Origin of the sequence: Fervidobacterium nodosum Rt17-B1, from assembly GCF_000017545.1 — a bacterium.
In the GTDB taxonomy this organism is placed as follows: domain Bacteria; phylum Thermotogota; class Thermotogae; order Thermotogales; family Fervidobacteriaceae; genus Fervidobacterium; species Fervidobacterium nodosum.
This window is the reverse complement of record NC_009718.1, coordinates 1,163,454-1,188,651: the sequence shown is the minus strand read 5'-3', so window position 1 is coordinate 1,188,651 and position 25,198 is coordinate 1,163,454. Positions and strand designations below refer to the sequence as shown.

At 35.3% G+C, this 25,198-nt stretch carries 23 protein-coding genes; 5 read left to right on the top strand and 18 right to left on the bottom strand.

Features of this window, described 5'->3' with window-relative positions; translation table 11 throughout:
• Window positions 1-29: 29 nt before the first annotated feature.
• The 9 genes from FNOD_RS05700 to FNOD_RS05660 all read right to left on the bottom strand — a co-directional run bounded on the left by FNOD_RS05700 (window position 30) and on the right by FNOD_RS05660 (window position 7,426).
• Window positions 30-392: a divergent PAP2 family protein gene (locus FNOD_RS05700; protein WP_011994249.1), complete on the bottom strand. Its 363-nt coding sequence runs from the start codon at window positions 390-392 to the stop codon at window positions 30-32.
• Window positions 393-431: 39 nt separating this feature from the next.
• Window positions 432-857 (bottom strand): ATP-binding protein, encoded by a 426-nt coding sequence (locus FNOD_RS05695; protein WP_011994248.1) that lies wholly within the window; start codon window positions 855-857, stop codon window positions 432-434.
• Between the two features lie 33 nt (window positions 858-890).
• Entirely contained in the window at window positions 891-1,637 is a 747-nt protein-coding gene (locus FNOD_RS05690; RefSeq protein ID WP_011994247.1) for a DUF4940 domain-containing protein, read from the bottom strand.
• A 6-nt stretch (window positions 1,638-1,643) separates the two neighbouring features.
• Window positions 1,644-2,195, bottom strand: coding sequence for an epoxyqueuosine reductase QueH (locus FNOD_RS05685; protein WP_011994246.1), 552 nt, complete (start codon window positions 2,193-2,195; stop codon window positions 1,644-1,646).
• A gap of 1 nt (window position 2,196) precedes the next feature.
• The gene (gene dtd / locus FNOD_RS05680) at window positions 2,197-2,646 is read right to left on the bottom strand and encodes a D-aminoacyl-tRNA deacylase (RefSeq protein ID WP_011994245.1); all 450 of its coding nucleotides are present in this window, start codon (window positions 2,644-2,646) and stop codon (window positions 2,197-2,199) included.
• 3 nt (window positions 2,647-2,649) lie between these two features.
• Window positions 2,650-4,800: a RelA/SpoT family protein gene (locus tag FNOD_RS05675; RefSeq protein WP_041257171.1), complete on the bottom strand. Its 2,151-nt coding sequence runs from the start codon at window positions 4,798-4,800 to the stop codon at window positions 2,650-2,652.
• A gap of 62 nt (window positions 4,801-4,862) precedes the next feature.
• A complete protein-coding gene (gene xerA, locus FNOD_RS05670; RefSeq protein ID WP_011994243.1) occupies window positions 4,863-5,735 on the bottom strand; it encodes a site-specific tyrosine recombinase/integron integrase in 873 nt (290 codons plus the stop codon).
• 30 nt (window positions 5,736-5,765) lie between these two features.
• Window positions 5,766-6,407, bottom strand: coding sequence for a ribonuclease III (rnc, locus tag FNOD_RS09445; protein ID WP_238374627.1), 642 nt, complete (start codon window positions 6,405-6,407; stop codon window positions 5,766-5,768).
• Window positions 6,350-7,426 carry an adenine nucleotide alpha hydrolase family protein gene (locus FNOD_RS05660; RefSeq protein ID WP_011994241.1) on the bottom strand — a complete coding sequence of 359 codons (1,077 nt, stop codon included), beginning with the start codon at window positions 7,424-7,426 and terminating at the stop codon, window positions 6,350-6,352. The genes rnc and FNOD_RS05660 overlap by 58 nt, the downstream gene beginning before the upstream one ends.
• A gap of 223 nt (window positions 7,427-7,649) precedes the next feature.
• Here FNOD_RS05660 and FNOD_RS05655 point away from each other — a divergent pair, with 223 nt between their 5' ends.
• Window positions 7,650-9,308, top strand: a complete 1,659-nt coding sequence (locus tag FNOD_RS05655) for a formate--tetrahydrofolate ligase (RefSeq protein WP_011994240.1) — start codon at window positions 7,650-7,652, stop codon at window positions 9,306-9,308.
• A 304-nt stretch (window positions 9,309-9,612) separates the two neighbouring features.
• Window positions 9,613-10,563: a DDE-type integrase/transposase/recombinase gene (locus FNOD_RS09695; protein WP_011993230.1), complete on the top strand. Its 951-nt coding sequence runs from the start codon at window positions 9,613-9,615 to the stop codon at window positions 10,561-10,563.
• Between the two features lie 166 nt (window positions 10,564-10,729).
• Here the strand turns inward: FNOD_RS09695 and FNOD_RS05645 are convergent, their stop codons facing one another.
• The 5 genes from FNOD_RS05645 to FNOD_RS05625 form a co-directional block, all read right to left on the bottom strand.
• Window positions 10,730-11,740, bottom strand: a complete 1,011-nt coding sequence (locus FNOD_RS05645) for a M42 family metallopeptidase (protein ID WP_011994239.1) — start codon at window positions 11,738-11,740, stop codon at window positions 10,730-10,732.
• On the bottom strand, window positions 11,737-12,780 hold the full coding sequence (locus tag FNOD_RS05640; protein WP_011994238.1) for a M42 family metallopeptidase: 1,044 nt from the start codon (window positions 12,778-12,780) through the stop codon (window positions 11,737-11,739). Before FNOD_RS05640 ends, FNOD_RS05645 begins: the two co-directional genes overlap by 4 nt.
• Window positions 12,773-13,417: a septum site-determining protein MinC gene (gene minC / locus FNOD_RS05635; protein WP_011994237.1), complete on the bottom strand. Its 645-nt coding sequence runs from the start codon at window positions 13,415-13,417 to the stop codon at window positions 12,773-12,775. The genes FNOD_RS05640 and minC overlap by 8 nt, the downstream gene beginning before the upstream one ends.
• Window positions 13,418-13,444: 27 nt before the next feature.
• Window positions 13,445-14,497, bottom strand: a complete 1,053-nt coding sequence (locus FNOD_RS05630; RefSeq protein ID WP_238374570.1) for an HD domain-containing protein — start codon at window positions 14,495-14,497, stop codon at window positions 13,445-13,447.
• Window positions 14,498-14,607: 110 nt separating this feature from the next.
• Window positions 14,608-15,444 (bottom strand): GGDEF domain-containing protein, encoded by an 837-nt coding sequence (locus FNOD_RS05625; RefSeq protein WP_011994235.1) that lies wholly within the window; start codon window positions 15,442-15,444, stop codon window positions 14,608-14,610.
• A gap of 103 nt (window positions 15,445-15,547) precedes the next feature.
• Here FNOD_RS05625 and FNOD_RS05620 point away from each other — a divergent pair, with 103 nt between their 5' ends.
• The 3 genes from FNOD_RS05620 to FNOD_RS05610 are packed head-to-tail and all read left to right on the top strand — an operon-like array spanning window position 15,548 to window position 18,191.
• Window positions 15,548-15,931 (top strand): PulJ/GspJ family protein, encoded by a 384-nt coding sequence (locus tag FNOD_RS05620; protein WP_011994234.1) that lies wholly within the window; start codon window positions 15,548-15,550, stop codon window positions 15,929-15,931.
• A 25-nt stretch (window positions 15,932-15,956) separates the two neighbouring features.
• A complete protein-coding gene (locus FNOD_RS05615; RefSeq protein ID WP_011994233.1) occupies window positions 15,957-16,523 on the top strand; it encodes a hypothetical protein in 567 nt (188 codons plus the stop codon).
• Window positions 16,524-16,541: 18 nt separating this feature from the next.
• A complete protein-coding gene (locus FNOD_RS05610; protein ID WP_011994232.1) occupies window positions 16,542-18,191 on the top strand; it encodes a hypothetical protein in 1,650 nt (549 codons plus the stop codon).
• Window positions 18,192-18,219: 28 nt separating this feature from the next.
• Here the strand turns inward: FNOD_RS05610 and FNOD_RS05605 are convergent, their stop codons facing one another.
• Genes FNOD_RS05605 through FNOD_RS05590 form a run of 4 tightly spaced genes read right to left on the bottom strand, consistent with a single transcriptional unit; the run spans window position 18,220 to window position 25,064 of the window.
• Window positions 18,220-19,770 (bottom strand): carboxypeptidase-like regulatory domain-containing protein, encoded by a 1,551-nt coding sequence (locus FNOD_RS05605; protein WP_011994231.1) that lies wholly within the window; start codon window positions 19,768-19,770, stop codon window positions 18,220-18,222.
• On the bottom strand, window positions 19,763-21,811 hold the full coding sequence (locus FNOD_RS05600; protein WP_011994230.1) for a S8 family peptidase: 2,049 nt from the start codon (window positions 21,809-21,811) through the stop codon (window positions 19,763-19,765). The genes FNOD_RS05605 and FNOD_RS05600 overlap by 8 nt, the downstream gene beginning before the upstream one ends.
• A gap of 32 nt (window positions 21,812-21,843) precedes the next feature.
• Complete coding sequence (locus FNOD_RS05595) at window positions 21,844-23,316, bottom strand: sensor domain-containing diguanylate cyclase (RefSeq protein WP_011994229.1); 1,473 nt, start codon at window positions 23,314-23,316, stop codon at window positions 21,844-21,846.
• Window positions 23,317-23,348: 32 nt separating this feature from the next.
• A complete protein-coding gene (locus tag FNOD_RS05590) occupies window positions 23,349-25,064 on the bottom strand; it encodes an ABC transporter ATP-binding protein (RefSeq protein WP_011994228.1) in 1,716 nt (571 codons plus the stop codon).
• Window positions 25,065-25,198 lie beyond the last annotated feature (134 nt).

The following is a 25,198-nucleotide window of genomic DNA, read 5'->3' as shown; positions in this document are numbered from 1 at the left end:
TCACCCCCGGAATATAAAAATAATTTCTATCAGCGCATAACTTTTACAGTTATCAAAGCAACGACCCATCCCAAGAAGAAACCGTATATAACTTCCATAAGGGTATGACCTTTGTTTGGGTCAACGTTTCTTCTTAAGCCAACGGCATCAGCTGTAACTATTGAAAGAAAAATAGCGGCAATAGCGGTTTGTGAAGAAGAAAAGCCTGTTGTATATCCAACTGACCATGCTAACGCGGAAGTTGTAGCCACATGTGCGCTTGGCATACCCCCGTATCGTCCGAAAACTCTTATGTCTTTATATATGATAACTTTCAAAAATTGTGCTGAAAGGAATCCAAATAGCGCAGATAGAAAACATGTGTTTTTAAACAATTCTTTAAGCCACAACACACTAATCTTCCTCCGTTATTTATTCTAAATTAATCCTTACTAATCTTCTTTTTTCGGTGGGAGTAGGTATTTTTTCCTCAAATAGAGGAGATTGCCTTCAGAGACGTCCTTGAATTCCATGACATCAAATATACGTTTAATTATATATACTCCCAATCCACCTGGTCTTATGTCGTCAAGGTCACGTGACTTAATTTGGGAAGGATCAACTTTTGGCCCAAAGTCCCTCAAGAAAATTTCTAATGTATCTGGTTCTAGCCAATTTACTGTCATTGTTATGTACTTTGGTTCTCCTTTATAAGTATGTTGGATAATATTGGCTATAGCTTCGTTTATAGCCAACTCTGTATCAAATATGTCTTTATCAAAGACACCTCTAAATGTTAGAAATGTATGTAAAATAGCACGTGTTATTTTTATATTTTCAACCAACCCAGGAAACGAAAAAACAATTGTTTGATTCAAGTAATCGACCTCCTCCGTAAATGTAAAGAAAACTTATTTACGAATTTTACTAACCAAAATACCCAACGTTATTTTCTCTATATTCTTCGAAGGATTAAAGTATGTTTCCTGCTTAAATTCATTTAGTTTGTTGATTATTGGCCCAAAGTATTTTTCATCGATGTCTTTGAATAGTACATAACTAAGCAGTTCTAACCACTTTTCTAAATCAGATTTTTCTTCTAATTGTTTTTCTAGTGCAATATTTGGTAATTCAGTATAATTTCCTCCACCGAACCATTTGTTAATGAGTAGCGCTTGTCTTAGACCTTCTTCTGGTGTTTCTACAATATCTGATATGCTGTAACCATACTTGGTTTTGATTTCAGTATTTGCAGAGAGCAGATGGATATCTAAATTATCGTGACTTACAACGCCAAATGTTACATTTGAAAGAGAATATCTTGAGAACTCTTTCTCTTCAGGACTGTTATATTTTACCACAAGTATTTTAAATTTTTTCAATTCTGTCTTAAAATGTTTCGCCAAGATTTTTATTTCTTCGGGATAAATGTAATTTTCAAGAACCCACTGACGTACAAATTTATCCAAAAGTTGAGCAACAATCTCTTTTTCATCATTTACTTCTAGTAAAACAATTAAGTCACCAATTTGATAAGGTATGAGCAAGTATTTCTCATCTTTGTATGTGTATTCAATCCTAACTTTTGAATTAATAGCTATATCTGCGTACATTTGTTTTTCGAGTTCAAGTTCTTCCTTTGATAGGTAAATTTTCATTTGTTTTCACCTCATCGTTATTAATTGTGGTTGTTTTGAACTCATTGAATAAACGCAACCGCAGTAATTTTGTCTGTATATTCCAAGTTGCTTGATTAGCCTCTGAGCATCGTTATAAAGTGGGCTTTTACGGTACACATTTGGAAGGAATTCTACCCCAAAATTTTTCATAACTTCAAGCCCTATCTTATTTATCATTTCAACAGATTTTCGTGGTGAAGATGTAAGTGTTGTAGAGAAAGAACGATAGCCGTTCTCTTTTGCAAATTTTGCTGTTATCTCAAGCCTCATTCTTATGCATATTTCGCACCTTTTACCTTTCTCTGGTTCATTTTCAAAACCTTTGGTTAATTTAAAGAAATTTTCTGGGTCGTATGGCACATCAATCACATTTAAATTCCACATATTTGCAAGCTTTAGTACTTCATTGTATCTTTTCTCGTATTCTGCTTTTGGATGTATGTTTGGATTGTAGAAAAATACATCACCACGTGCGCCAGAAAGGTAAGCGATAACCAAATCTGGGGCGCAACAGACATGTAAAAGATGGCATTTCAAATTAAAACACCTTCTTTGAATCCAAAAGTAAAGTTACAGGTCCGTCGTTGTGTATCTCAACTTGCATGTACGCAGCGAATATTCCCGTTTCAACATGCACACCATATCCTCTCACAAGTTCTATGAATTTTTCGTATAGCTCTTTTGCTAATTCTGGGTTTGCGCTATCAGAGTATGATGGTCTTCTACCTCTTCTGCAATCGCCGTACAACGTGAATTGTGAGATAATCAAAGCCGAACCTTGAACATCTAATAGCGAAAGATTCATTTTCCCATCATTATCGTCAAATATTCTCAAATTTACAATTTTCTCAGCTAAGTATTTTGTATCATCGATGTTATCATCTTTACCAACTCCAAGTAAAACAACAATTCCTTTCTCTATTTGTCCAACAATTTTACCATCGACTGAGACACTTGCTTTTGTAACTCTTTGAACAACTGCGCGCATTTTTTAAGAACGCACCACCTTTCTAATTCCAGGGAATGACTTGAAAAATTTCATTATTTCTTCGAGCTCTTCAAGGGATTGGACGTTGACGTTTAGAGATATAATAACGTAATCGTCGGAAATTATTTCGAATTTAAAGTTCCTTATTTCAACTTTCTTTTTCATGGCTTTGGACAAAAGATCAGGTACACGTTCTTTTCTATCTAATTCTATTTTAACAAGAACATTGAATTGAGCGTTGATATCCGCTCTCCAAACTGCCAAAAACTTTCTGTCATTTCCCAAGTTTACTACGTTAGCACAATTAGACCTATGTATAACCAATCCTCTTTTACTTGCAACACCAACTATTTTGTCACCAGGGATAGGATTGCAGCATTTAGCAAACAAAATTTCGAGACCCTCAAGCCCATCGACGATAACTAAAGAACCGGTAGATTTCTTTTTCTTAGTTTGAGTTTTCTTCTTTTGTTGTTCTTTGATTCCAAGAATTGAAAGCAAATCATCTTGTGTTAACGTTTTATCACCGAGTCTGATGATAAATTCTTCTTCATCTATTTGGTGAGCTGTTTGGTACTTTTTTATCTCTGGTTTTTCCAATAATTCTTCAATTGAAATATTTAATTTCTTTGCGATTCGCCTAAGTACGTCTTTACCTCTTTCTATCAGTTGTTCTTTTTCTTTCTCTTTAAAAAATCTCTTTATCTTTGCCTTTGTTCTTGGACTTTTGGCGTATCTTAGCCAATCAAGGCTAGGTCCAGGTGAAGATTTATTTACTATGATTTCTACAACGTCACCGTTATTCAATTGATAATCTATTGGTACAATTTTTCCATTGACCTTTGCACCAGCAAAGTGATGCCCAATTTCTGTATGTACCGCGTAAGCAAAATCGATTGGTGTCGCGCCGTATGGAAGGTGAATTATCTCACCCTTTGGTGTCAGAACAAAAACTTCAGACATTTGTAGTTCTTTTTTCAAATCATCAAGACTCGCATAGCCTTGCGAAAGTTCTTTCCTCCATTCGGCTAACCTTAAAATCCACTTTTGTTTTATATCTACAGTTGGTTCCCCTTCTTTATATGCCCAGTGAGCTATCAAACCATACTCAGCTTCTTCGTGCATTTGATAATCTCTAATTTGCACTTCAAGTGGTTCGCCAAATTGCGTAATAACAGTTGTGTGGATGGACCTGTATCCATTTGATTTTGGCGCGGCGATGTAATCTTTGAACCTTCCTGGCAATGGTACCCATAGGTTGTGTACAATGCCTATCGTAGTATAACAGCTTGTTACATCATTTACTATCGCTCTTAAACCCATTAAATCGTACAATTCGTTAAAATCTTTGCCTTTTTGAATCATCTTTTTCCATATACTGTAGTAATGCTTGTATCGACCTTCGACTTTCGCTTTGATATTATGTTCTTGAAGAGCTGTTTCCAATTGTTGGATGTATATTTTTAGGCGTTCTTCCCTTTCAACCTTCTTTTGTGCGATCATCTGCTTGATTTTTTGGTACTCATCGTAATGAAGAACTTTAAAACTAAGGTCCTCAAGTTCAGATTTTATAACGTTAATTCCAAGCTTATGTGCGATAGGTGCGTATACTTCCAAAGTTTCAAGTGCTTTGTACTTTTTCTTTTCAACATCCTCAACGAAATCTATAGTTCTCATATTGTGTAACCTATCGGCTAATTTTACAAATATGACACGTATGTCTTCTGCCATTGCAAAAAGCATCTTTTGAATCGTTTCCAATTTTTTTCTCTGTTCTATATTTCCAACGGGCGCGTTTATTCTACTTACCTTTGTTACACCATCAACGATGAGTGCTATATCGTGCCCAAATTGTTTCTCTATCATCTCATAAGTTACTTTCCCATTACTATCTTCTATAGCATCGTGTAAGATGGCGGCTATAATACTTTCAATATCAAGCTTCAACGAAGCAACAATTTTTGCCACTTCCAAAGGATGCGAAATAAACGGCTCGCCGGATTTTCTGTACAATCCCTCGTAAGCTATCTTAGCAAGTTCGATTGCTTGAGCTATTTTTTGTTCGTCTTCGTTTGTAATTTTTTTCTCAAGTAACTTTTCGATTTCATTTATGAAATTCTTGGTCATTTCATCGTTGTTATTATCTTTAACCATAGTGAGCTCTTTCTTTTCACTTTCACTTTCTGACATTCAAACACCTCTGATGTTTTTAGTTTTCAAATAACCAACTTTTTAACCGCATCGAATTTCTCTTTATCTGCTACGTGTAGATAAATACTTGTCGTGCTTAAATTTGCGTGGCCCAAGAGTTCTTGTACAATTTTTACGTTTACGTTGTTCATTATAAGATGGGTTGCAAAAGAGTGTCTTAGCGTATGTGGGTGAATCTTCTTATTTATGCCAGCCCTTTGTGCGGCACGCTTTACTATCCTAAAAACAGTTGCTGGATGTATCGATTTTCCACGACTTTCGATAAAGTAAACTTTCGGTTTATACCTTTCCACGTACTTTTCAAGTAAAGGAATTATGCTATCGCTGATTGGAACGAGCCTATCTTTGTTTCCCTTACCCATAACAACCTTTATATATGGTGGATAGAAAGACACATCTTCTACTCTCAAATTACACAATTCACTTACCCTTAACCCACAAAAATAAAGAACAGATATGATCGTTTTGTACTTCAATTCTTTCTCTTCGTCAAAAGTATTTATCATCGCTTTGACTTCTTTCATAGTGAGAAAACTTGGAATTTTCTTTCTAAGCCTTGGATGTCTGACACGCTCGGTTGGGTTTTCATTTACTACTCCTATGAGTTGGAGATAATCGAATATAGTCTTAAGCGAGGAAATGTATCTTGATATAGTTGTTTCAGTAACTTCTCCACCGGTAATTTCACCTTTCGAAAGTGCTTTGACAAACTTTTCAACATCGCTTCTAACAATATCCTTTGGAGGTTTTTGTATATATTCAAAAAACCTCCTTATATCTTTTATATATGCCTTTACTGTATTTTCAGAACTTCTTCTCACATGTACAAGATAATCTTCGTACGTTCTCAATAGCGCTTCTATATCGATAATATCCACTCCTCAATATTTTCACTATTTGTTCTTTGTTTAATTTTCGTCTCTTGTTAGAATTTCGTAAGCTTTTTTTGCGGCATCTTTTTCCGCGTCTTTCTTTGAATTACCTATTCCCATCGATATCTTTTTTCCCTGTATGTATAATTCGACTAAAAACTTCCCGTTTTCATCGTTCTTAACCGTTTTGTACTCTGGCAGTTCTTTGAACCTCTCTTGCGTAATTTCTTGAAGAGCGGTTTTGTAATCGAATATCCTTTGGCCTGTGTAGAATATTTCAATCTCTCTCTTCAGTTTTTCGCCAAAAACTTTTACCACTGACTCAAGATTTCCATCGAGATAGATAGCAGCACACAGCGCTTCAAATGCGTCTGCTAATATACTACTTCTTTTCCTTCCACCTGTCTTTTCTTCGCCTTTGCCAAGGAAGATGTACTTACCAAGCTCAATTTCGTTTGCTAATTCAGTAAGTACCTCTTCGCTAGCAACGGCACCTTTCACCTTTGCCATATCGCCTTCACTTGAGTCTGGATAATTTCGATAGAGTATATCACATACTACGAGTTCTACAACGGCATCACCTAAGAATTCTAATCTTTCATTGTCTTGGACATCTCTACCTATTTGATTGAGTTCGTATGCGTAACTTGAATGGCAGAGGGCATTGAACAAGAGCATTTGATTTTTAAAAGTGTATCCGAGTCGACGTTGGAGTTCTTCAAGTACTCGTCTTTCTCTGTCTCGTAATTCGTCCATTCACATACCTCCACAACATGGAATGTTCTTAATTTATTGTTTTTTGACTCGTACCATTCTACCTTAATCGGTACGGCAAATTCTGGCTTGAGTTTACCTTCTACAACCCAAAACTTTGATTCTTCCACCCTGTAGATTGATGGATTTGCAACTATTTTTAAAATCAATGGTTTGTCTGCAACAATTACATCGTCGATAACATCTATCTTTCGAAGGTCTTCAGCCAATTTGTACACTTCTTCCCTAAACGGTTTAACATTTATCACCGCTATATTTTTTGATAGTGGCCCAACGATTTTTATATTGGCGATTTCATTGCCATTTGGGAAGTAATCGAGAACCATCTCATTTGCAATAGCTGTTGCTTTTCCATGGTAAGCCGGATTTGTCATTGGTTTTAAAAGATGCTTTAATTTACATCCTTCTCTAAGGGCGTGTTCACCTATTCGTCTGATTTTCACACCGTATTTATCTAATATTTTTCTAATTTCATCTTTACCTATATCACCTAATGGTGCATACATTGAATTAAATACACGTAATCCAGTTTGTCCCCATGTATCCGATGAATTTGAGCCTGTTACGACGATTCTGCCATTTGCATAGCTCAAGACTGTTCCCATCTTTATCTGTTTTGTACACATGTTACAAGACGGGCCATATTTCCATATCTGCTCTTGACCTCGATTGTATAGAAAAGTTATTTTGAAACCAAACTTTTCAGCGAATTCTGAAACTATTTCGAGACTATTAGAATAAGTGTAAGGTCCATATACGACGTGCACTAATTCAATATTTTCTTTTCCAATAGCTTCAGCGCACAAAAGAGCACTTGCGGTGCTATCCATACCACCGGAAAACGCTACTACAAAATCTTTACCGTATTCTTCTGCAACATTTTTTATATCTTTCAATATATCTTCTATAGTTACTATAGCCATTGGTTGTTTCCTCCCAAATTGATTTCTATAGTTTTATAACCTAATTTTCTATATTTTACCATAATTTTCAACAATTTTGAATAGGATTAACATTTTGTAAATTACATTGAAAATTGTACAAAATTAGTCTGATTTCTTGAAATTCTCTTTTTGATAAATTGAGATTGCAGTGATAAACTATTGATAAGGTATTCAATGAGATAAAAGTTGGAGGTGATGAAAGATGTTAAGTGATATTGAGATTGCGAAACAAGCGAGGTTGAAAGATATAAGAGATATCGCAAAATTTTTAGATATTCCCGAAGATATGCTCAAACCTTACGGCAGGTATATAGCTAAAGTTGACCATAGGTATTTGAACACGCTCAATGCCAAGCCTAATGGAAAGCTTATACTTGTTACGGCCATAACTCCAACACCGGCTGGTGAAGGTAAGACAACAACCAGTATAGGTCTTTCCATGGCACTGAACAGAATTGGAAAAAAATCGATAGTTACCCTCAGAGAGCCATCGCTTGGTCCTGTTTTTGGTGTCAAAGGTGGTGCGGCGGGTGGTGGATATTCCCAAGTGCTCCCTATGGAAGATATTAACTTACATTTTACCGGTGATATACATGCAGTAACGACCGCACACAACTTAATCGCCGCGATGATTGATGCGCATATTAACCATGGAAACGAATTAGGAATAGATTTGAGGAAGATTTATTGGAAACGTGCTATGGATATGAACGATAGAGCTTTGAGAGAAATTGTAATTGCACTTGGTGGTAGTGCAAATGGTTATCCAAGGGAAGATGGTTTTTTAATCACAGCTGCTTCTGAAATTATGGCAGTTTTGTGTTTAGCAAAGGACTTAACTGATTTGAAAAGAAGAATCGGCGAAATTGTAATTGCTCAAGGAAAGAATGGATTAGTTAGAGTGAAAGACATACAAGCCGAAGGCGCGGCAGCGGCACTTTTGAAAGACGCAATTAACCCAAATCTTGTTCAAACAATTGAAAATACCCCTGCATTTGTACATGGTGGTCCATTCGCAAATATCGCACATGGCACAAATACGCTAATTGCAACCAAGTTAGCTCTTAAACTTTCAGATTATGTCGTTACGGAAGCTGGATTTGCAGCTGACCTTGGCGCTCAAAAATTCTTAGACTTTGTTGCCCCAACTGGCGGATTATTTGTAGACGCTGTTGTTATAGTTGCATCGATACGCGCGATGAAATACCATGGCGGAGTTTCGAAAGATAACCTTAACGAAGAAAACGTAGATGCTGTAATTAAGGGTTTGGAAAATTTGAAAGTACATATTGAAAACATGAAAAAATATGGTGTGCCCGTCGTCGTTGCGCTGAACAGATTTTCGACCGATACAGAAAAAGAAATAGAAGCTGTTTTGAAAAACAGTCCAGCTAAATGCGTGCTTAACGAAGCCTATGCGAAAGGTTCTGAAGGCGCAATAGAACTTGCAAAAGCAGTAGTTGAAACTATTGAAAATGTGCCGAGTAATTATAAACCTTTAGTACCAAGTGATTTGCCCGTTGAACAAAAGATAGAACTAATAGCAAAAGAAATTTACAGGGCAGGAAAAGTTATCTACACGGATACAGCAAAATCAAAACTTTCGATGTTAAAAAAGAATGGATTTGGAAATTATCCGGTAATTATAGCCAAGACACAAAATAGCATTTCAGATGATCCCAAAAAGATAAATGCTCCATCTGGATACGAATTTACGGTGAGAGACTTCCAGATAAGCGCAGGTGCAGGATTTGTTGTAGCTTTAGCAGGCGAAATAATGCTTATGCCAGGTTTGCCAAAAGCACCAGCTGCAGTAAACATAGATATTGACGAAAATGGAGAAATTACAGGACTATTCTAAAAAATTGCATACTTGAATATCTTTGAATATCTCAAAGAAAAAGAGAGATTTTCAATAATTTTCCATAAAAATGTGATACTCTTCACAAAAATTCTGGTTGATACTTTTAAGTATATGGAAGATAATAAATTTAGAAACATCTCTTAATTAAACTCGCCGGTGAAAGATAGCCGAAAATCAAAAAAACCGGCGTTACAATGATTGATAATGTTAACTAAAAGTATTGAAACTTTCCAAAAACCGCATTATCCTTATAAAGAGGGGACACCCCCCAACCAACTCTCGACAAAGGAGGTATCCCGATATGAACAACTCAACGCTCTCTTGTCCAAAATGCGGTTCCACCAGCTTATACAAAAACGGTCATGACAAATACGGTAACCAACAATTCCTTTGCAAACTCTGCCATCATTCTTTCAAACTCTCCCATTCTCAAAAACGCAAAAACTTCCCTTTCCCTTATCCCAAATGCACTTCTTGTGGTAAATCTATGCAAATTTACAAAGTCCGTCGCTCTTTCGTTGTCTTCCGTTGTAGAGCTTGTCGTACCAAAGATAGAGTACCTTTTAACCTCCCCGAACCAGTCACCCTTATTCCTGAGAAATTTAAATATTTCCGCTTCCCTATCTTTTTCGTCTTAAAGGCTTTTGTTTTGTATATGAAACACAATATGTCTTATCGCTCTCTTGCTCATTCTCTTAATATCAAAGTATCTCATGTCACCATATACAAATGGGTTATTAAATTGTGTACTTTATTCTCTGTACTTTTTCCAACATTTACCATCGAAAATGTTTTCTCAGTTCATGCTGATGAAACTGTTCTTGTGTTCAAAGAACAAAAGTACTATGTTTGGCTATTAGTTGATCACGAAACTAACTTAATTCTTTGTTGGCATGTCTCAAAGTATCGTGATATGGGACAAGTCAAAGTATTGCTCGAGAAGTTCTTTGGTAATTCAAAACCTAGAAACATTGAACTTATTACTGATGGACTTGGTGCATATGAAAGTGCAGTAAAGCTGTTGTTCAGAAATATCAATCACGTAGTGGTACCGCTCGGTAAAAACAATCAATGTGAATCTAAGTTTTCATTGTTGAAAGACTTTTTCCGACTCAAGCGAGGGCTGAAGAATACGAAGAACTTAGCGAAATATATTCAAGGATTTTGTGTAGTGAAGAATCTTTGGAAAACGCACAATGGCAATATCAATCGCATTCTTTCACAATTACACTCTTTCATCACTACAAGTTAACACTATCTTGAGATGATATTGTTTGTTTACTTTAATTGTAAATAACATCCCCAAATGTCAACTACTATCGCAAAACTCTCTATTTTCCAATTAATTTATTATATAAAAAACTTTATAACCTGTCAATAAATGTTTTTCACAAAAAAGTAACTTAAAAAACCAAAATTTATTCTTTTTCAAGAAACATTTCTAACAAATTTAACGTATGCTTGTAATCGTTTTTATTTATCGACGAGACTGGACTGTGAATGTATCTTGCAGGAACTGATACAACTCCCGCAGGTATTCCAGTTATAGCGTATCTTCTTGCGTTTGTGCCTCCAACTGTGCGCATTTTGTATTGGAATGGTATATTGTTTTCCTTGGCTATCTGGACGAGTTTTTCAAATATTTCTTGATGAACAACGTATCCACTGTGCATAAATGTTATCGCAGGACCGTTACCAAGGTGAGTGGACCAAAGTTGCTTTTCAAGTTCTGGGTCGTCACCACTTGTTGTTGTTTCGACGGCTATCGCCATGTCAACTTTTAATTGTTCCGCTATTATTGCAGGGCCTCTTAAGCCTGTCTCTTCCTGGACAGTGAAAGCAAAGTAAACGTCGTTTGGCAACGAATTTTTATTTGATAATTCATCTATTAAATCCATAAGCACACTACAACCACATCTGTCATCAAGAGCTTTCGCAATTACGAAGTCTCCAGATTCTTCGTAATTTGTTGTAAACGCCACCATATCACCTATTTTGACTTGTTTTTCCGCTTCTTGTTTTGATTTCGCTCCTATGTCTATTTTAAGTTCTGAGTATTTGGGTGTGTTCATCATTCCTTCTCTTTGAATGTGGACGGCTTTGTAACCTATCACGCCTATTGATTCTTTACCAACTTGAACTTTTTTACCAATTATAACCCTTGGGTCAACGCCACCAACTGGCGCGAATGATAATGTACCATCTTCGTTGATGTTAGTTACCATAAATCCAACCTCGTCCATATGTGCATCAAGCAATATTTTCTTACCTTTCCCATTGCCTTTCTTTAGCGCTATTAGATTTCCCATTCTATCTACAAACAATTCATCCACTTTATCTTTTATTTTCTCTTTTATATATTCCCTTACATCATCTTCAAATCCAGAAACTCCCTTTAATTCTGTGAGTTCTTTTAAATACTTCATCATTGCTTTTCCACCTCCGTGATTTCAGCTGCCGTGAATGCAAGTAATTTGGCTGTGTCTTCGACGTCTTTAACTGTAATTTTTTCGTATGGGTTGTGCATGTATTTTAGAGGTATAGATATCAAAGCTGTTTTAACACCTATTCTCGTAAGTTGGACTTCGTCGGTGTCTGTTCCAGACCTTCCCGGTATGGGTTCTATTTGGAGCTTTATGTTGTATTTTCCAGCTACTTTGTTTATATGCTCCACAAATTTTTTATTTGTAACAGGTCCAACAGCAACGGCTGGTCCTTCGCCCATCTTTATCTTAGGATAACCAGGTATATCCTCATCACCATGTGTAACATCTATGACTATGCCGTATTCTATCTCTGAAATGTACGCACCGCTTTTCGCACCTGGTCCCCCTATCTCTTCTTGGGTTGAGAATATATAATAAACCTGGGCTTGTGTATTAATTTTTGAGAGTAACTCAGCCGCCTTGATTATGGCCACACAACTTGCTCTGTTATCAAGTGCTGGCGCGAATATCGTCCCGTTTTTCTCAAATCCTTCTATATCTAAAGTTACCAGATCACCTATCGATATATCCTTCCAATTTGGGTTCATAGTAACGTCGACGAATAAATGGTCATAATCTGGTACTTTTTTCGACTCTTCCGTTGTTTGGAGGTGCGGAGGCATAAAGCCAACTATACCTCTTAATTTTCCTTTCTTTGTGTGAATCCATACTTTTTGGCTTACAACTGTTTTTGGATCCCATCCACCAACGCCTGAAAGTCTCAAAAATCCATCTTCGTATATTTTCGTAACGACAAACGCTATCTGGTCAGCATGAGCAAAAAAACCAATCTTCGGTCCCGCGCCTTTTTTAACACACACAAGGCTGCCCATAGGTGTTCGGAAACACTCGTCGGAATAATCACTCATAATTGTTTTTATTTCTTCAAGGACTTCATCTTCGTATCCAGAAGGTCCTGGAATAGCTGAAAATTTTAAAAGTAAGTCTTTTGTAGTTAATTTTTCTTTTTTCTCTTTACTCAACGTTTATCCCTCCCAATTTGTTGTCGTATTTGTTTATTTCTATTCTACTACTTTTAACGTAAATAATGCATGGAAATTCGTATTTTTCTGTGAATGTCCCTTTTAAATCTGAAATTTGAACGAATGGGGCCTCGAAAGACAGTGTTGCAATAACTGATTCCCTTCCTTCATTTATTCCCGCTCTCACAATGCCCTGACATCTTCCGAAGATAACTACACTGCCTCCAGCGACAATCTCTGCTCCCGCATGTAAATTGCCAAGCAATATCACATCACCAGAGTGGATAATGCTCTGCCCACTCCTGAGGTTTTTCTTAACTATTTTTGTACCAGAACGTGTATCTCCTTGATTTACCATATCAACTTTCTTCTTTACCACAACTTCATTCGCACCTTCCGAGCCCATAAGAACATGCGAGATTGTGAGTCCAAGCTCTTGGACTCTCGCGACTATCTTAGGCACATCGGCGATGTGTTTCTCATGTTCTTCAATCAGAAGCATTATCTTATCACCTTTTGCAAAAAAATTACCCATGCTCTTTACTTTATCCTCTATCTTTTGAAGAACATCGAATATGTCAGTGTAATCTTTAATGTAGAGCACTAAGCCATCTTTTGTCATCTTGAAATCTACCATAAGATTCCTCCTTGCTTATCATAAAAGTCAGAGTATTAGCGCTTCTATTTCATCAATCCACTCAGAAACATCTATCGGTGAAATTTCTTTGATGAGCTTTTTAAACGTAAAAAAGCTATCTCGGAATACATCCAATCTATTTCCTGAATGTACTTCGACAGCACATTCAAGGAGTGCGGCAAAGTAATCAGCGGTTCTTACAATTCTTCCAGAATCCCCGCTAAATGGTTCAATACAATATTCTACGTAATTTTCGAGAGGTTTTACATTCTCATTTCCGTTTATCCATTCTTTAATCATTTCACGTTCAACGACGTTGACTAGCTCTTCTAACCCCGGAACTTTTTTCTTTGTCGGAGTTATGACATCACCTGTGAATGCTTCCGGTAGGTCGTGCAGGACTGATTTCAAAATAACTTCTTCGATATTTTCGAATTTATATAATTTTGCAATCAAGTAAGCGATTGTAACAACAAGGAAAGAGTGCCCTGAAACAGTTGTTCGAACATTGCGGTGTGTTCTATTCCATCGTACCATAGAAGTGAGATTTAAAATGGCAGGCCAAGAGTATTTAGCGGTATCCCATAACTTATCGCTTTTCTCTTTTCCAAAATAGTTTTCTATTTTTTCTATCTTTTCTTCCAATTCTTTCAGAGGTTGAGAGTAATCAAAAAGCTTTCCATTTTCATATGCTTCAAGATAGCTCACGTACAAATCAGCAATCTTATCTAACGGATTCTCTTTAATAGATGATACTAAAAAATCAACGGTTTCTTCATCCGACAATTTTCGTAAGTCTTGGATAGATTTCTCAGTTACTTCTTTCCATACTTGTGGCGAAAACCTTTCGATGCGCTCTTTGAGTTGCAGCGAAACATCCGAAAGTACAATCTTTGGAAGTTCACGTGTGAACCTCCATTTTAGGCTATCTTCAATTGATTGAATCGATTGACCTTCGGAGATTTTAAAAAGGAAAGATAAAAATAATGTATTAAAGGAATTATCAGCTTCGGAAAACCTTATTATCGCCGGTCGGTTATTCCAACGCTGAATCGTGAACAAATTTGTGAGAGAAAACAAAAAATTCCCCTTCCCCAAGTGAATCACTCCCGACAATATTCCCAATTTGATATTATTATACCACGACACACTTGGAGAAGGGAAATTTCTTTAGGTCTCATTAATTTTTATCACGAGCTTAAATTTTGATAGATTATCTTTTTATCGGCTTTATTCATCTTTTTACTTTCGTACATCTTCAAATCGGCACTTTGAATCGCTTCTTCAAGAGAGTTGTAATTTCGCAAACTAACAATTCCATACGAAAATTCAACTATGGAAGTTAATTTTACCCGTTCGATGACCTTCTCAGGTTCATTCGAATCTATGTAGAGTAAAAATTCATCACCACCATACCTTACAAGAACATCGCTCTTTCTTATCATGTTTAGGCATGTTTTTGAGAAATCTTTTAAAATTTGGTCACCTTTCGTATGACCGTATTTATCGTTGTGCTCTTTGAGATTATCAATATCAATGAATACTAAAAAACCTTTTCTATCATTACGCTTAACACTTTCAAAGATGTTCGAAAGTATCTCCATACCAGCTTGTCTTGTATATGCCCCAGTTAGTTGGTCACGTAGTAGCATATAAATTGATCTGTTATGGTACAATATATTCTGTAAATGCGTTTGAGCAATTTCAAAGATGTTGCTAATAAAATCGCGCTCTTGCGTTGAAAAATCTGTGTGATAAATCGTTAGTTTCAAACTATCAGATTGAAATGAACTTGAAATTTTGCACGATTTTCCGATTATCTTTATGTACGAGTCTGTCATTGCCCTAACACCTACTACAGATGTGTTGAGATAAATAATAGAAGCTAACTTATTTATAAACTCAACTTCGTTTAGTGTCTTTATTAGTTCTTTTATTATATTTAAGAAATTTTTCTTTAGATATTCAGTGTTTTGTATCTTATTAGCTTTTGCCGTGTTATCATTGAAAATAAGCAATTTTTCCACACTGATACACCCCTATATAAATTTTGTATTTTTTCCTTCTAAACAAATTATCGGAAAGAGTTGTCTAATATTTAGAGAATGCAAAAAGGGGGGAATAAATTAAGTGTTTAAAGTGTACAAAAAAGGGTTTACATTAACTGAGAGTGTAGTGGCTATTTTGCTGATTTCTATAGTATTTATGGTGATAACATATGGGTTATCATCTGTTATAAATTCGGTTGCCATGCTAAATAATTTTCAAAAGGTTACCGAACTACAGAATTTTATAGCAAGGTGGGTTTATATCCAAACAGATTTTAGTAACGCGGTAGGCGAAATAAATACTGCTTTTTACGGTAATCCATCACCAGGTAATTATCCACGGTTAAACAAATTCAGCAGAACTTCCATTCCGGGCAATTATTTTGATAAATTTACATTCACGATAGAATACGCGCCAGGTAAGATAAGCGATTTCACGGTTTACAAATATAAATCCACAAATTAAATTAGACTATTAAGGGGAGAGATGAATGGACCTTACTTTAACAGGTTTGATAGCTAGTTTAATAGTGTTTGTAATAATCTTTGGAATGTTAGGGCTAATATTTAACGCGACATTAAACGTTTTAAATCAACAAAAAGAGTACGCGGAATTCTACGCGGATGTTCAAAATTTGACAAACACAATTGATATGTTTTTGTCTCAGAGCGTTTGGAAAACGGAAGAATTAGAAGCAACCAATAATTATTTAATACTACCTTTCTTCGTTCCACAGCAATCAAGCTTAAGTGCAGTAATTGAGAAGAAAAAACTTAAAATTGAAAATGGTAAATTAATCTTCAGTGATTACAATGATTCAAATGGCAAAATAATAATGAATATTCCAAATACAATCGGAAGTGCTAGGTTTGCGAAAGGAATAATTAATTCAAAAAAATTTATAATAATGATGGTTCAACCGAAAAATGCAAAGTTACAGGAAGCTTTAAAAAAACAATTTCAAACACCACTAAAACAAATTCTAGAAGATCCAAATCAATATTTATCAGGATCTTATCCTATTTTTCTTCTTTCGGCACTTACTGAAGCAGGATAATAAATTGGGGGGACAAATATGTCTAATCTAAAAAAGCATGGTTTCGCAACTGCAATTGTACTTATATTTCTTACTGTCGCTAGTATATTACTCCTTATAATATACGAAGTACTTGCAAATTATAGGAATAATGAAGTGAGAATGCGTTTGGAATCGCAATTGGAAATTGACGCTTTAAATACATTAAACATTGGCATAGGTATGATGAGAAGTAGGAACGCTGGCGTACTTGGCTTCAATGTTGTCTTTTCGACGAACACTCCAAGCTGGTTTAATTCACAATTTTTGAATAGATTAAATAGTGATTGGAAACAATTTGTAACCCAAAATGTTAAAGCTAATAATGTTTACAAAGTGCTTTCTATAACTAGTAATGAAAATTATTCAATTGACCCATCTATAATCAATGAAATATCGAATTATAAATCAGAGCGTGGTTTGGATTCTATTGAAATATATGCATTCAACATTAATAAACTGAATTTATTTTTAGTTTCCCGTGTTGTAAAAAACGAAACACCAACTTACGCTTACGGAATAGTTGGTTCAAAGCTTTTAAATCAATATGTTTATTTTACTAACAAAGAAAAGCTAGAAAACGGGCAGACGATATATTTTAAATCAGGTGAAATAATAGATGGGCCATTGAGAACTCACGATTATATAAATATAAATAACGCTAGAGGTAATCCTACATTCCTAAGTACAATCGAAATTCTTGGAATTAAGGATAGAAACGGCAATGTGGTTCAACCAAATAATTATTCTAACTATGCGAATTTGCTGGGAAATCCACCATATAAAATTTTAACTCAAGAAGATATTAGATCTCTAGACTTTAACACTATAAAATCTCAATACCAAAGTTCAATTAATTCACTTGTTGATACATATAACAATGTGAAAAATAACCCAAATAAACTAAGTGGGCTCAAGTTCACGGGTGATATAACTGTCAGTTTCAATCATGGTCAAGGAAATTCAAACTATGACATTAAAATCTCTCAGGGAAACGTCGATTATATAATCACGTGGGAACCATCGGGCCCACCTTTGGCAAGAATGAGGAAACAAGGAGGAGGACCAGCAGAGGAATTTATCTTCAACTTTAACGGAATTATATATTCGACTGGTAATATGACTATAGACGGTCCAAGCAGTCTTTCCACGTATAATGGAAATTACACTTTGTTTTCGGAAAAGAGCGTTTACATAAACGACAGGATAATACCTTACAAAACATACCAAAAATTTTTCAGCACAAGTGAAGGTAATATAGTAGATATAGATAAGCTCAAACAGATAAAAGGTTTTGTTACATCAAATGAAACTTCTTCTTTGAACATAGTCGCAATTAACGATGTTGTAATAACAAATAAACTCAATAATATGAAATTGTTCTCAAGCATATTTTCTTTCGACGGGTCATTTAAGGTGGAAGGATACAATTCAGGTAATCCGACAGGTCAACTCTTTGTGTTTGGTAGTATAATGCAAAATGTGCGTGGTCCTGTTGGAACGTTTGATCAATTTACTGGCCAAACTTTGACAGGTTATTACAAAACTTATTCATACGATCCAAGAATAATAACAGGCGCATATCAACCTTACGGAACACCGACAAAATCTGAAACTATAAGGCTCTTTGTACTTGGGGTTGTTAAATAGCACAAAATATCAAAATCAATGAAGATAATTAGTTTCCTGTTATAAAAAGGTAATACTTTTCAGGTGGTATCAAAACTGGAGAGATGATTCCATTGTAATCACAAACGATAGATACCGCAATAGAGTTATTTTTATCGTCTTCTAAAACAGCTGCCAGTAGTTCGGGTGCCCATTCATAGGGTTTGTTGGATTGTAATTTGCCTTCGTCCAAATCTTGCCATATGTAATCTTCAAATTTCACTTTAATTTCTGGATTTTTTGTTTCAAATATTATTCGATTGTTACTACTATCAACTGGATAGTAGTAATGTTTTTTATTTACAGTCCAATCGTAAAGCCATATTTCATATTTGTACTTTATTCCTTCAAAATCTTCAAGTCCCTCAAATTTCCAAGAAAATTCTGGTGTCACAGAAACGTTTGTTTCACCATCATACGGTTTGACATTAGTTATTTTAAAAGATGGGAGTAAAACAACACTTCCAACTATATTTCTTGCCCCTTCCAAAAATTTATAAACACTAGCAACGGCATACCACACTCTTTTTCCAAATCTATTTGTTGGCGAAGTGTCTATGTATGAGTTTTCTCTATCAGAAACAACGGCTATTTTTTCGAAATTTTTCCCGTCGTAAGAACGGTAAATCGCGTATCCGTAAGGTTTATCTGTAATTAAATTTTGTGTGCTCTCTTCCCATTTTTTCCAATTTACTTTTATGTAGGTATTTAAACCAACATCTAAACTTCCCAATTTTTCTAAATTTTGTGAAAAATTGTAATATTTTGTTTCACTTCTAATTGTGTAAGCGTAAATTGCAGGCTTTTGTGGCTCCACTATGTAAGGTTTGAGTTTTAAATTAACTGAATCTGAGAAATAAATCGGTATTATTTTCTCATATCTGTTGTCATTTACGTCATAGCAATCGATAAAAAGATAAGTTTTTCCGTAAAAACCTGTTGTTTCTATATTACCCGATAGACGACTAGATTCGCTGTACAATCTTGGAGAAGTCAAAAACTCCGCCCCCGGCGGAGTACCAATTTTTGCGTACATGTGTGAGATAGAAATATCTGATGAGGTCGCTTGTGCTTCGATGAAAATAGAAGATGTAGAAAATATAGTATAGATACCTTCTTGACTAGGTGTGTATTTTATTTTTTTCTGTTCCGAGTCGTAAATTGAATAAACGATGTTCATTTTATTTTCCATGTTTTCAACAAAATTTGCCTTCCTTAGAGTTGTGTTTATTGTCAATGAACTTTGTAATCTCTCTATGTCTATAACAGTCTTGGCATGAAACGGTTTTGAGATAACTATGGTGTACGGTTTTCCTATTTGGATAGTTTTGCTAAATGTAACTATCCCTTCTTTATTAGTTGTCACTTCCTCTAACAACGTATTTCCACAATAAATTTTCACATTGGCTCCTTCCACGGCAGGGCCTGAACTGTACTCTGAAATTACTAACTTTATATAATTCTCGGAATTTTTGAAATTAACGCAACTGGAAAGGAAAATAGTAATTATAAGAATTATTATGAGGAAGAACTTTCTATAATTTCTATTCATTTTACTCATTGCCAAACACCGTCCAGTAATTTCCTACTTTATCGCGAAGAACTGTATTTGTTGAACCTTTTGTTATTGTACCAAAAATTGGTATTTTAAATCCGTTGATGGTAATTGTCCCGTTAAGGGTTATATCATTCATCGCAGGTTGACTAATCTCGGCTTTTATATAATACTTCCCACTCATTTTGGAAAAATCATATGAATTAATGCTTGAAAAATCAATGTAAGTATACGCAGTGATATCAGTTGAAGGTTTCAATATATTTTGAAAGACAATTTGCATATCTGCTGGCTTATTCCCCAACACTATACTTGCGCTTGAAGAAAATCTTACATCAAGTGTGCTTGAATCGTTCAAGCTAAAGTTTTTGAAATTATACTGCCTTTCTTCCGCTTTTCTCAAACATTGTGTAATTAAACCAGCCGATGATTCAAAACTATCTGGTCCTCCAAAGAATATATCATATACACCACTATCAATACTTACAAACTTTGCCAAACCGTCTTTGTTTGTCTTAGCAAAATATCTAACTAGTCTATTATCGGTGGAAGTACCAACTAATGAAACAAATGCAGATTGAATATCCCAACTTCCGAAATAATCAGTGACATGTACAACAAAACCTGTGCCTCCGGTTGTTGGGAGTTCTCTATTAACCGCTTCTGCTTGTACAAATCCATAACCTGATCTTTCATCAATCCCAGGTTCATCAATATCCAATGCCGAACTTTCGATAATTTTTCTTATTTGCCAAGGTTTTGCACTTGGATATTTTTGAAGTAGCAAAGCAACAAATCCAGAAACATACGGTGTCGCCATGGATGTACCTGACATGAAACCATAGTATCCACCATTTTCGTCACAAATGAATGAATCGCTGTCATATCCATTTGATCCAACCTGTGGCATTGTCGAGAGGATATCTCTACCCGGTGCGGCAACTGTAATCATAGGACTACCGTTTGAAAAATAAGCGGTCTTAACATTGCCACCGTTGAATTCTGCTGCGGCAACTTGTATGATACCCGGATAATTTGCAGGGTACAGAAACGTCTGGGAAGATGTTGAATTACCAGCCGCAACTACTACAGTAACTCCTTTTTCAAGCGCGTAATCAAATGCATCTTTTAGAATTTGAGAATAACCTGGCCCACCCCAAGAGTTACTCAAAACTTTAGCTCCATGGTTAACTGCCCAGATAATACCTTTTGCCGTATATTCATCACCAATATACCATCCACCGTTATCAAATATAACTATCGGCATTATCTTCGCTCTTGGAGCAACTCCAACAACACCTTTGCCATCAAGCTTTGCTGCAATTATTCCAGCTACGTGGGTACCGTGAGAACCTCCATAAGAAGAATCGGAATTAGGTGGGATAATGGAATCATATAAGGGTCTGTAACCTTCGATAATCTGACCCTGTAAGTCCGGATTTGTTCCATCCACTCCTGTGTCTAAAACCGCAACGACTATGTCATCACCAAAAAGGTTTTCATTCCACGCATCTTTTATATTAACAACTCTATGACTCCATAAATAAAAATCAAGTGATTCACCTGTGTAATTTGCATACGCAAAATGTGATACCCCGATTAATTCTTTAGACAAAGATACTTCTGGTTCTTTACTTTTATAAGCTGGCTCTAAGTACCTTTTGTAAGATAACTCAACGTATCTTATACCGCATTTTGAAATGTCACCCATCTTAGATAATTTATTTATAACATACTCAGCATTTTGCTTAATTTTGACAGAAACAGCATTTAGTTCAGGGATGTGCAGAATAATTTCTCCATCTAACAAATTCAGTATATCGGGGATTTTGTTTTCATCTTCGTATCCAACTATTAGCCTGTCACTAAAATAATCTTTTTGCGCAGATTGGGTAGATGTATTATCGGAAATATTTGAAATATTGTTTGAATTGGTCAACTTATTCGTGCAGGAGTATAATAAAAAGAAAATAGCGACAATAAAAACTATCGCTATTGTTGATGAATACTTTTTAAACCGACCAAAATTCACAAAATTTATATTCACAATATTTCCCCCTAAAATTATTGATATTTAAGTTAGAGATTTTTCCTCTTCTTCATCTCGTACATTTTTTCATCAACCGTTTTATATATGTCATCTATACTGCCATACTCAGAAGCATCGATAATTCCATAAGAAATGGTTATATTTTCTTCCTTTAATCTGTCAATTATTCTTTCGATAACTTTTTGAGCATTTTCTAACACTGTTTCTGGCAAAACAATCACAAATTCATCTCCGCCGTACCTTGCTATCAAATCCATCGACCTAATAGTTTCATTCACAATCTTAACAAACATCTTCAGCGCATTATCACCATACACATGTCCGTAAATATCGTTGATTTTTTTAAAGTCGTTAATATCTATGAACACGACTGATAACGGAGTTTTCATTCTTTTGCTCTTAAATAATTCTTTCTCAAGGTATTGTTCAAGAAATCTTCTGCTGTACGCACCAGTAAGGTAATCCTTTATCGAAAGTTCAAAGAGCTTTCTTCTTTCTTCATCAACTTCCCTAAGCACATCTAAAAACGAAAACGCCAAAGTTATCATGTTAACAACCTTGTCGAAAAGATTAAGTGTAATATCCGAGAATTGATCTTCACCCTGCTTTTCAAAAAGCACTGCTCCACGAACAATGGACCTGTAAGCAATTGGAACTGCGTATATAGTAAACAACTCACCGCGAATCTTATACAAAGAATATCCTTCAGGTAATAATTGTTCCTTTTCACTATTTCGAATATGAAGCTTAATATTCTTATCTATAACATACCTTGTCAAATTTTTTACCTCGGGCCCAAAACGCATGCCACTTTTATCATCATCGTCAACGTACTTGAAGTATGGGTAATAAATGTAACCGTTAGGTTCCAAAAAGGCTATTCCAAATGTATCGATAAGGCCATGTGAAAGTAATAATTTTCTAATGCTTTCACCTAAATTTTTTATACTAACATCACTTTTGGAAAGTTCGCTTGAAATTATATTTATTAGTTCACTTAAAATCTGCCTTTCGATGTTTTGGTATTCGAAGGAGCTATCTTTTGTAATTATAGCTCTGATTTTTTTATCACCTTGAATTCTAACTAAATAAGTTATTTCAACATACTTTTTCCCTATTTCCTTGTTCCACGTTCTGGTATAATCTGAATCAATGTCTTGATGTTCACGTATATCTTTCAAAATATCGTATATTGTAAGATAATTTTCAGGATTATCAAGCATCCGCTGAATTTGCTCTCTACTTTTTAAATCCAATCCCAATAAATTCGCATGTTCTATAATTTTTGAGTTTATGTACGCAAGCTCATCGTTAATCCAAGTAACGATACCATATTGATAAATATTACTTATTGCGTCAAAAACACCTAGAAGATTATTTAAATCTTCATTTTCCCTTTGAATTTTCCTCACTTTTTTATGTTGAATTACGAAAAGAACAGTTAGTAAAACCACCGCTGAAGAAACGACAATAAGAAAAGCTAAAAGTAAACCTTCTTCCATTCATTCACCTTCGCTTTTAACTTAGTTACTAATTATTCGCCCAATACAAGCTGTTTCTTATACATCCTTGCATACAATCCTTCGTTTCTAAGCAGTTCATAATGCGTACCTTTCTCAACTACTTGCCCTTGGTCTAACACATATATTATATCAGCACTTTGCAGAATTTTTAATCTGTGAGTTATTATTATCATCGTAGAACCTTTCATCTTTGTTCGAAGTGTTTCGATTATTTCTTGCTCAGTTTCTGGGTCAACAGCAGATAAACAATCGTCAAATATATAAACGTCAGCGTCTCTCATAAGCGCTCTTGCTATTGTTAACCTTTGCTTTTGACCACCGGAAAGCATTACACCTCTCTGTCCCACTATTGTATCATATTTTTTCGGAAATTTTTCGACATCTTCTTCAACGGCAGAGAGTTTTACCATCTCTTTTACTTTATCAAAATCGTATTCTTCCATAGCAAAAGCAACGTTCTCCTTAACAGAATTTGAGAATAAGAACGTTTCTTGTGGTACATACGATATTAATTTTCTTATATCCCTTGAATGGAGATGGTTTATATCTATTCCGTTAATAAAAACTTGTCCATTTTCAACAGGATACAATTTGCTAATTATCTTAACAAGTGTTGACTTTCCACTTCCAACTGTCCCAACTATGCCTACAAACTGTCCTTTTTTAACGGAAAAATCCACATTTTTAAGCACAAACCTATCCGTTTCTGGATATTTAAATGATAATTTTTTTGTTTCTATAACCTCTATATGTTCCAATTTTACGGGATTTTCTGGTTCTACAACAAAAGGTTGAACACTTTGAAGTTCTCTCAACCTTTGCAAAGAAGCTCGCCCTTGCTGGATAACATTCATAACCATGCCGTAAGCTGTCAATGGCCATATGAGCATACCTATGTAACTGTTAAAGGCCAAGTAGTCTCCTAATGTAACGGTCCCTTTTACAACCATAGGACCGCCAACGGTGAGCGCCAAGAAAAACGCCAACGTTCCAACAAAGTGCACCAATGGCCACATGACGCCCCATACTCGGATGAGTGAAATTGTTGCATCAAAATGTTTTCTCGCGCGTTCTTCAAAGAGTTCCTCGATTTTTGGGATTATAGAAAAGCTTTTTATAATCCTTACACCATCCATTGTCTCTTCCGTATAACCACTTAGTTCCGAATAAACGTCTTGTACTCGCCTCGAACGTTTAAAAATTAATTTTCCAAACAACGCAGAGATTAATATAATCCCAGGAAGTGGCGAGAGTGCAATCAGTGTAAGTTTCCAATTGGTTGAAGTTGCCATGAAAAAAACTGTCATGGAACTCATAAAAACAGCGTCGGTAAGTTGAACAACGCCAATTCCAAGCATTCTTTCAACCGTTGCTATATCGTTTGTAAAGTAAGCCATTATATCTCCCGATCTATGTTTGTCAAAGAAGAACATATCAAGTCCAAGAATTTTGTCAAAAAGGTTCTTTTTGGCATAATAATCGAAATACCTTGAACTTCCCATAATAAAGTAACGCCACCAGAATCTACCGATAAGCATTCCAAACGCTAAAGCTAATATCGAAAGCACAAAAGTCTTAACTTCATTTATATCTTTAATCGTTTGAAGAGCATTTACCGCTTTCGCAACAAATTTTGGAACAAAAAGTTGCAGTAAATCGATTATAATCAGTGAAATAATTCCAAAAATATAAAAATGCCAGCGCTTTTTGAGAAATTCCTTGAACAAATTAATCCCTCCAATCAAGCAATTATATACAAAATTATACTTAATTATAAATAAAAAATAGTTTGAATCACTAACAATTATATCACCTCTGAATTAAAAATTACAGTATGAAAAATTGATTTTCTTTCTTCAAA

Excerpts from the sequence above, each read along its gene's own strand:
- FNOD_RS05690 (WP_011994247.1), bottom strand. The coding sequence starts at position 1,637 with ATGAAAATTTACCTATCAAAGGAAGAACTTGAACTCGAAAAACAAATG.
- dtd (WP_011994245.1), bottom strand. The coding sequence starts at position 2,646 with ATGCGCGCAGTTGTTCAAAGAGTTACAAAAGCAAGTGTCTCAGTCGAT.
- FNOD_RS05675 (WP_041257171.1), bottom strand. The coding sequence starts at position 4,800 with ATGGTTAAAGATAATAACAACGATGAAATGACCAAGAATTTCATAAAT.
- rnc (WP_238374627.1), bottom strand. The coding sequence starts at position 6,407 with ATGCTCTTGTTCAATGCCCTCTGCCATTCAAGTTACGCATACGAACTC.
- FNOD_RS05660 (WP_011994241.1), bottom strand. The coding sequence starts at position 7,426 with ATGGCTATAGTAACTATAGAAGATATATTGAAAGATATAAAAAATGTT.
- FNOD_RS05655 (WP_011994240.1), top strand. The coding sequence starts at position 7,650 with ATGTTAAGTGATATTGAGATTGCGAAACAAGCGAGGTTGAAAGATATA.
- FNOD_RS09695 (WP_011993230.1), top strand. The coding sequence starts at position 9,613 with ATGAACAACTCAACGCTCTCTTGTCCAAAATGCGGTTCCACCAGCTTA.
- FNOD_RS05645 (WP_011994239.1), bottom strand. The coding sequence starts at position 11,740 with ATGATGAAGTATTTAAAAGAACTCACAGAATTAAAGGGAGTTTCTGGA.
- minC (WP_011994237.1), bottom strand. The coding sequence starts at position 13,417 with ATGGTAGATTTCAAGATGACAAAAGATGGCTTAGTGCTCTACATTAAA.
- FNOD_RS05615 (WP_011994233.1), top strand. The coding sequence starts at position 15,957 with ATGGACCTTACTTTAACAGGTTTGATAGCTAGTTTAATAGTGTTTGTA.
- FNOD_RS05610 (WP_011994232.1), top strand. The coding sequence starts at position 16,542 with ATGTCTAATCTAAAAAAGCATGGTTTCGCAACTGCAATTGTACTTATA.
- FNOD_RS05605 (WP_011994231.1), bottom strand. The coding sequence starts at position 19,770 with ATGAGTAAAATGAATAGAAATTATAGAAAGTTCTTCCTCATAATAATT.
- FNOD_RS05595 (WP_011994229.1), bottom strand. The coding sequence starts at position 23,316 with ATGGAAGAAGGTTTACTTTTAGCTTTTCTTATTGTCGTTTCTTCAGCG.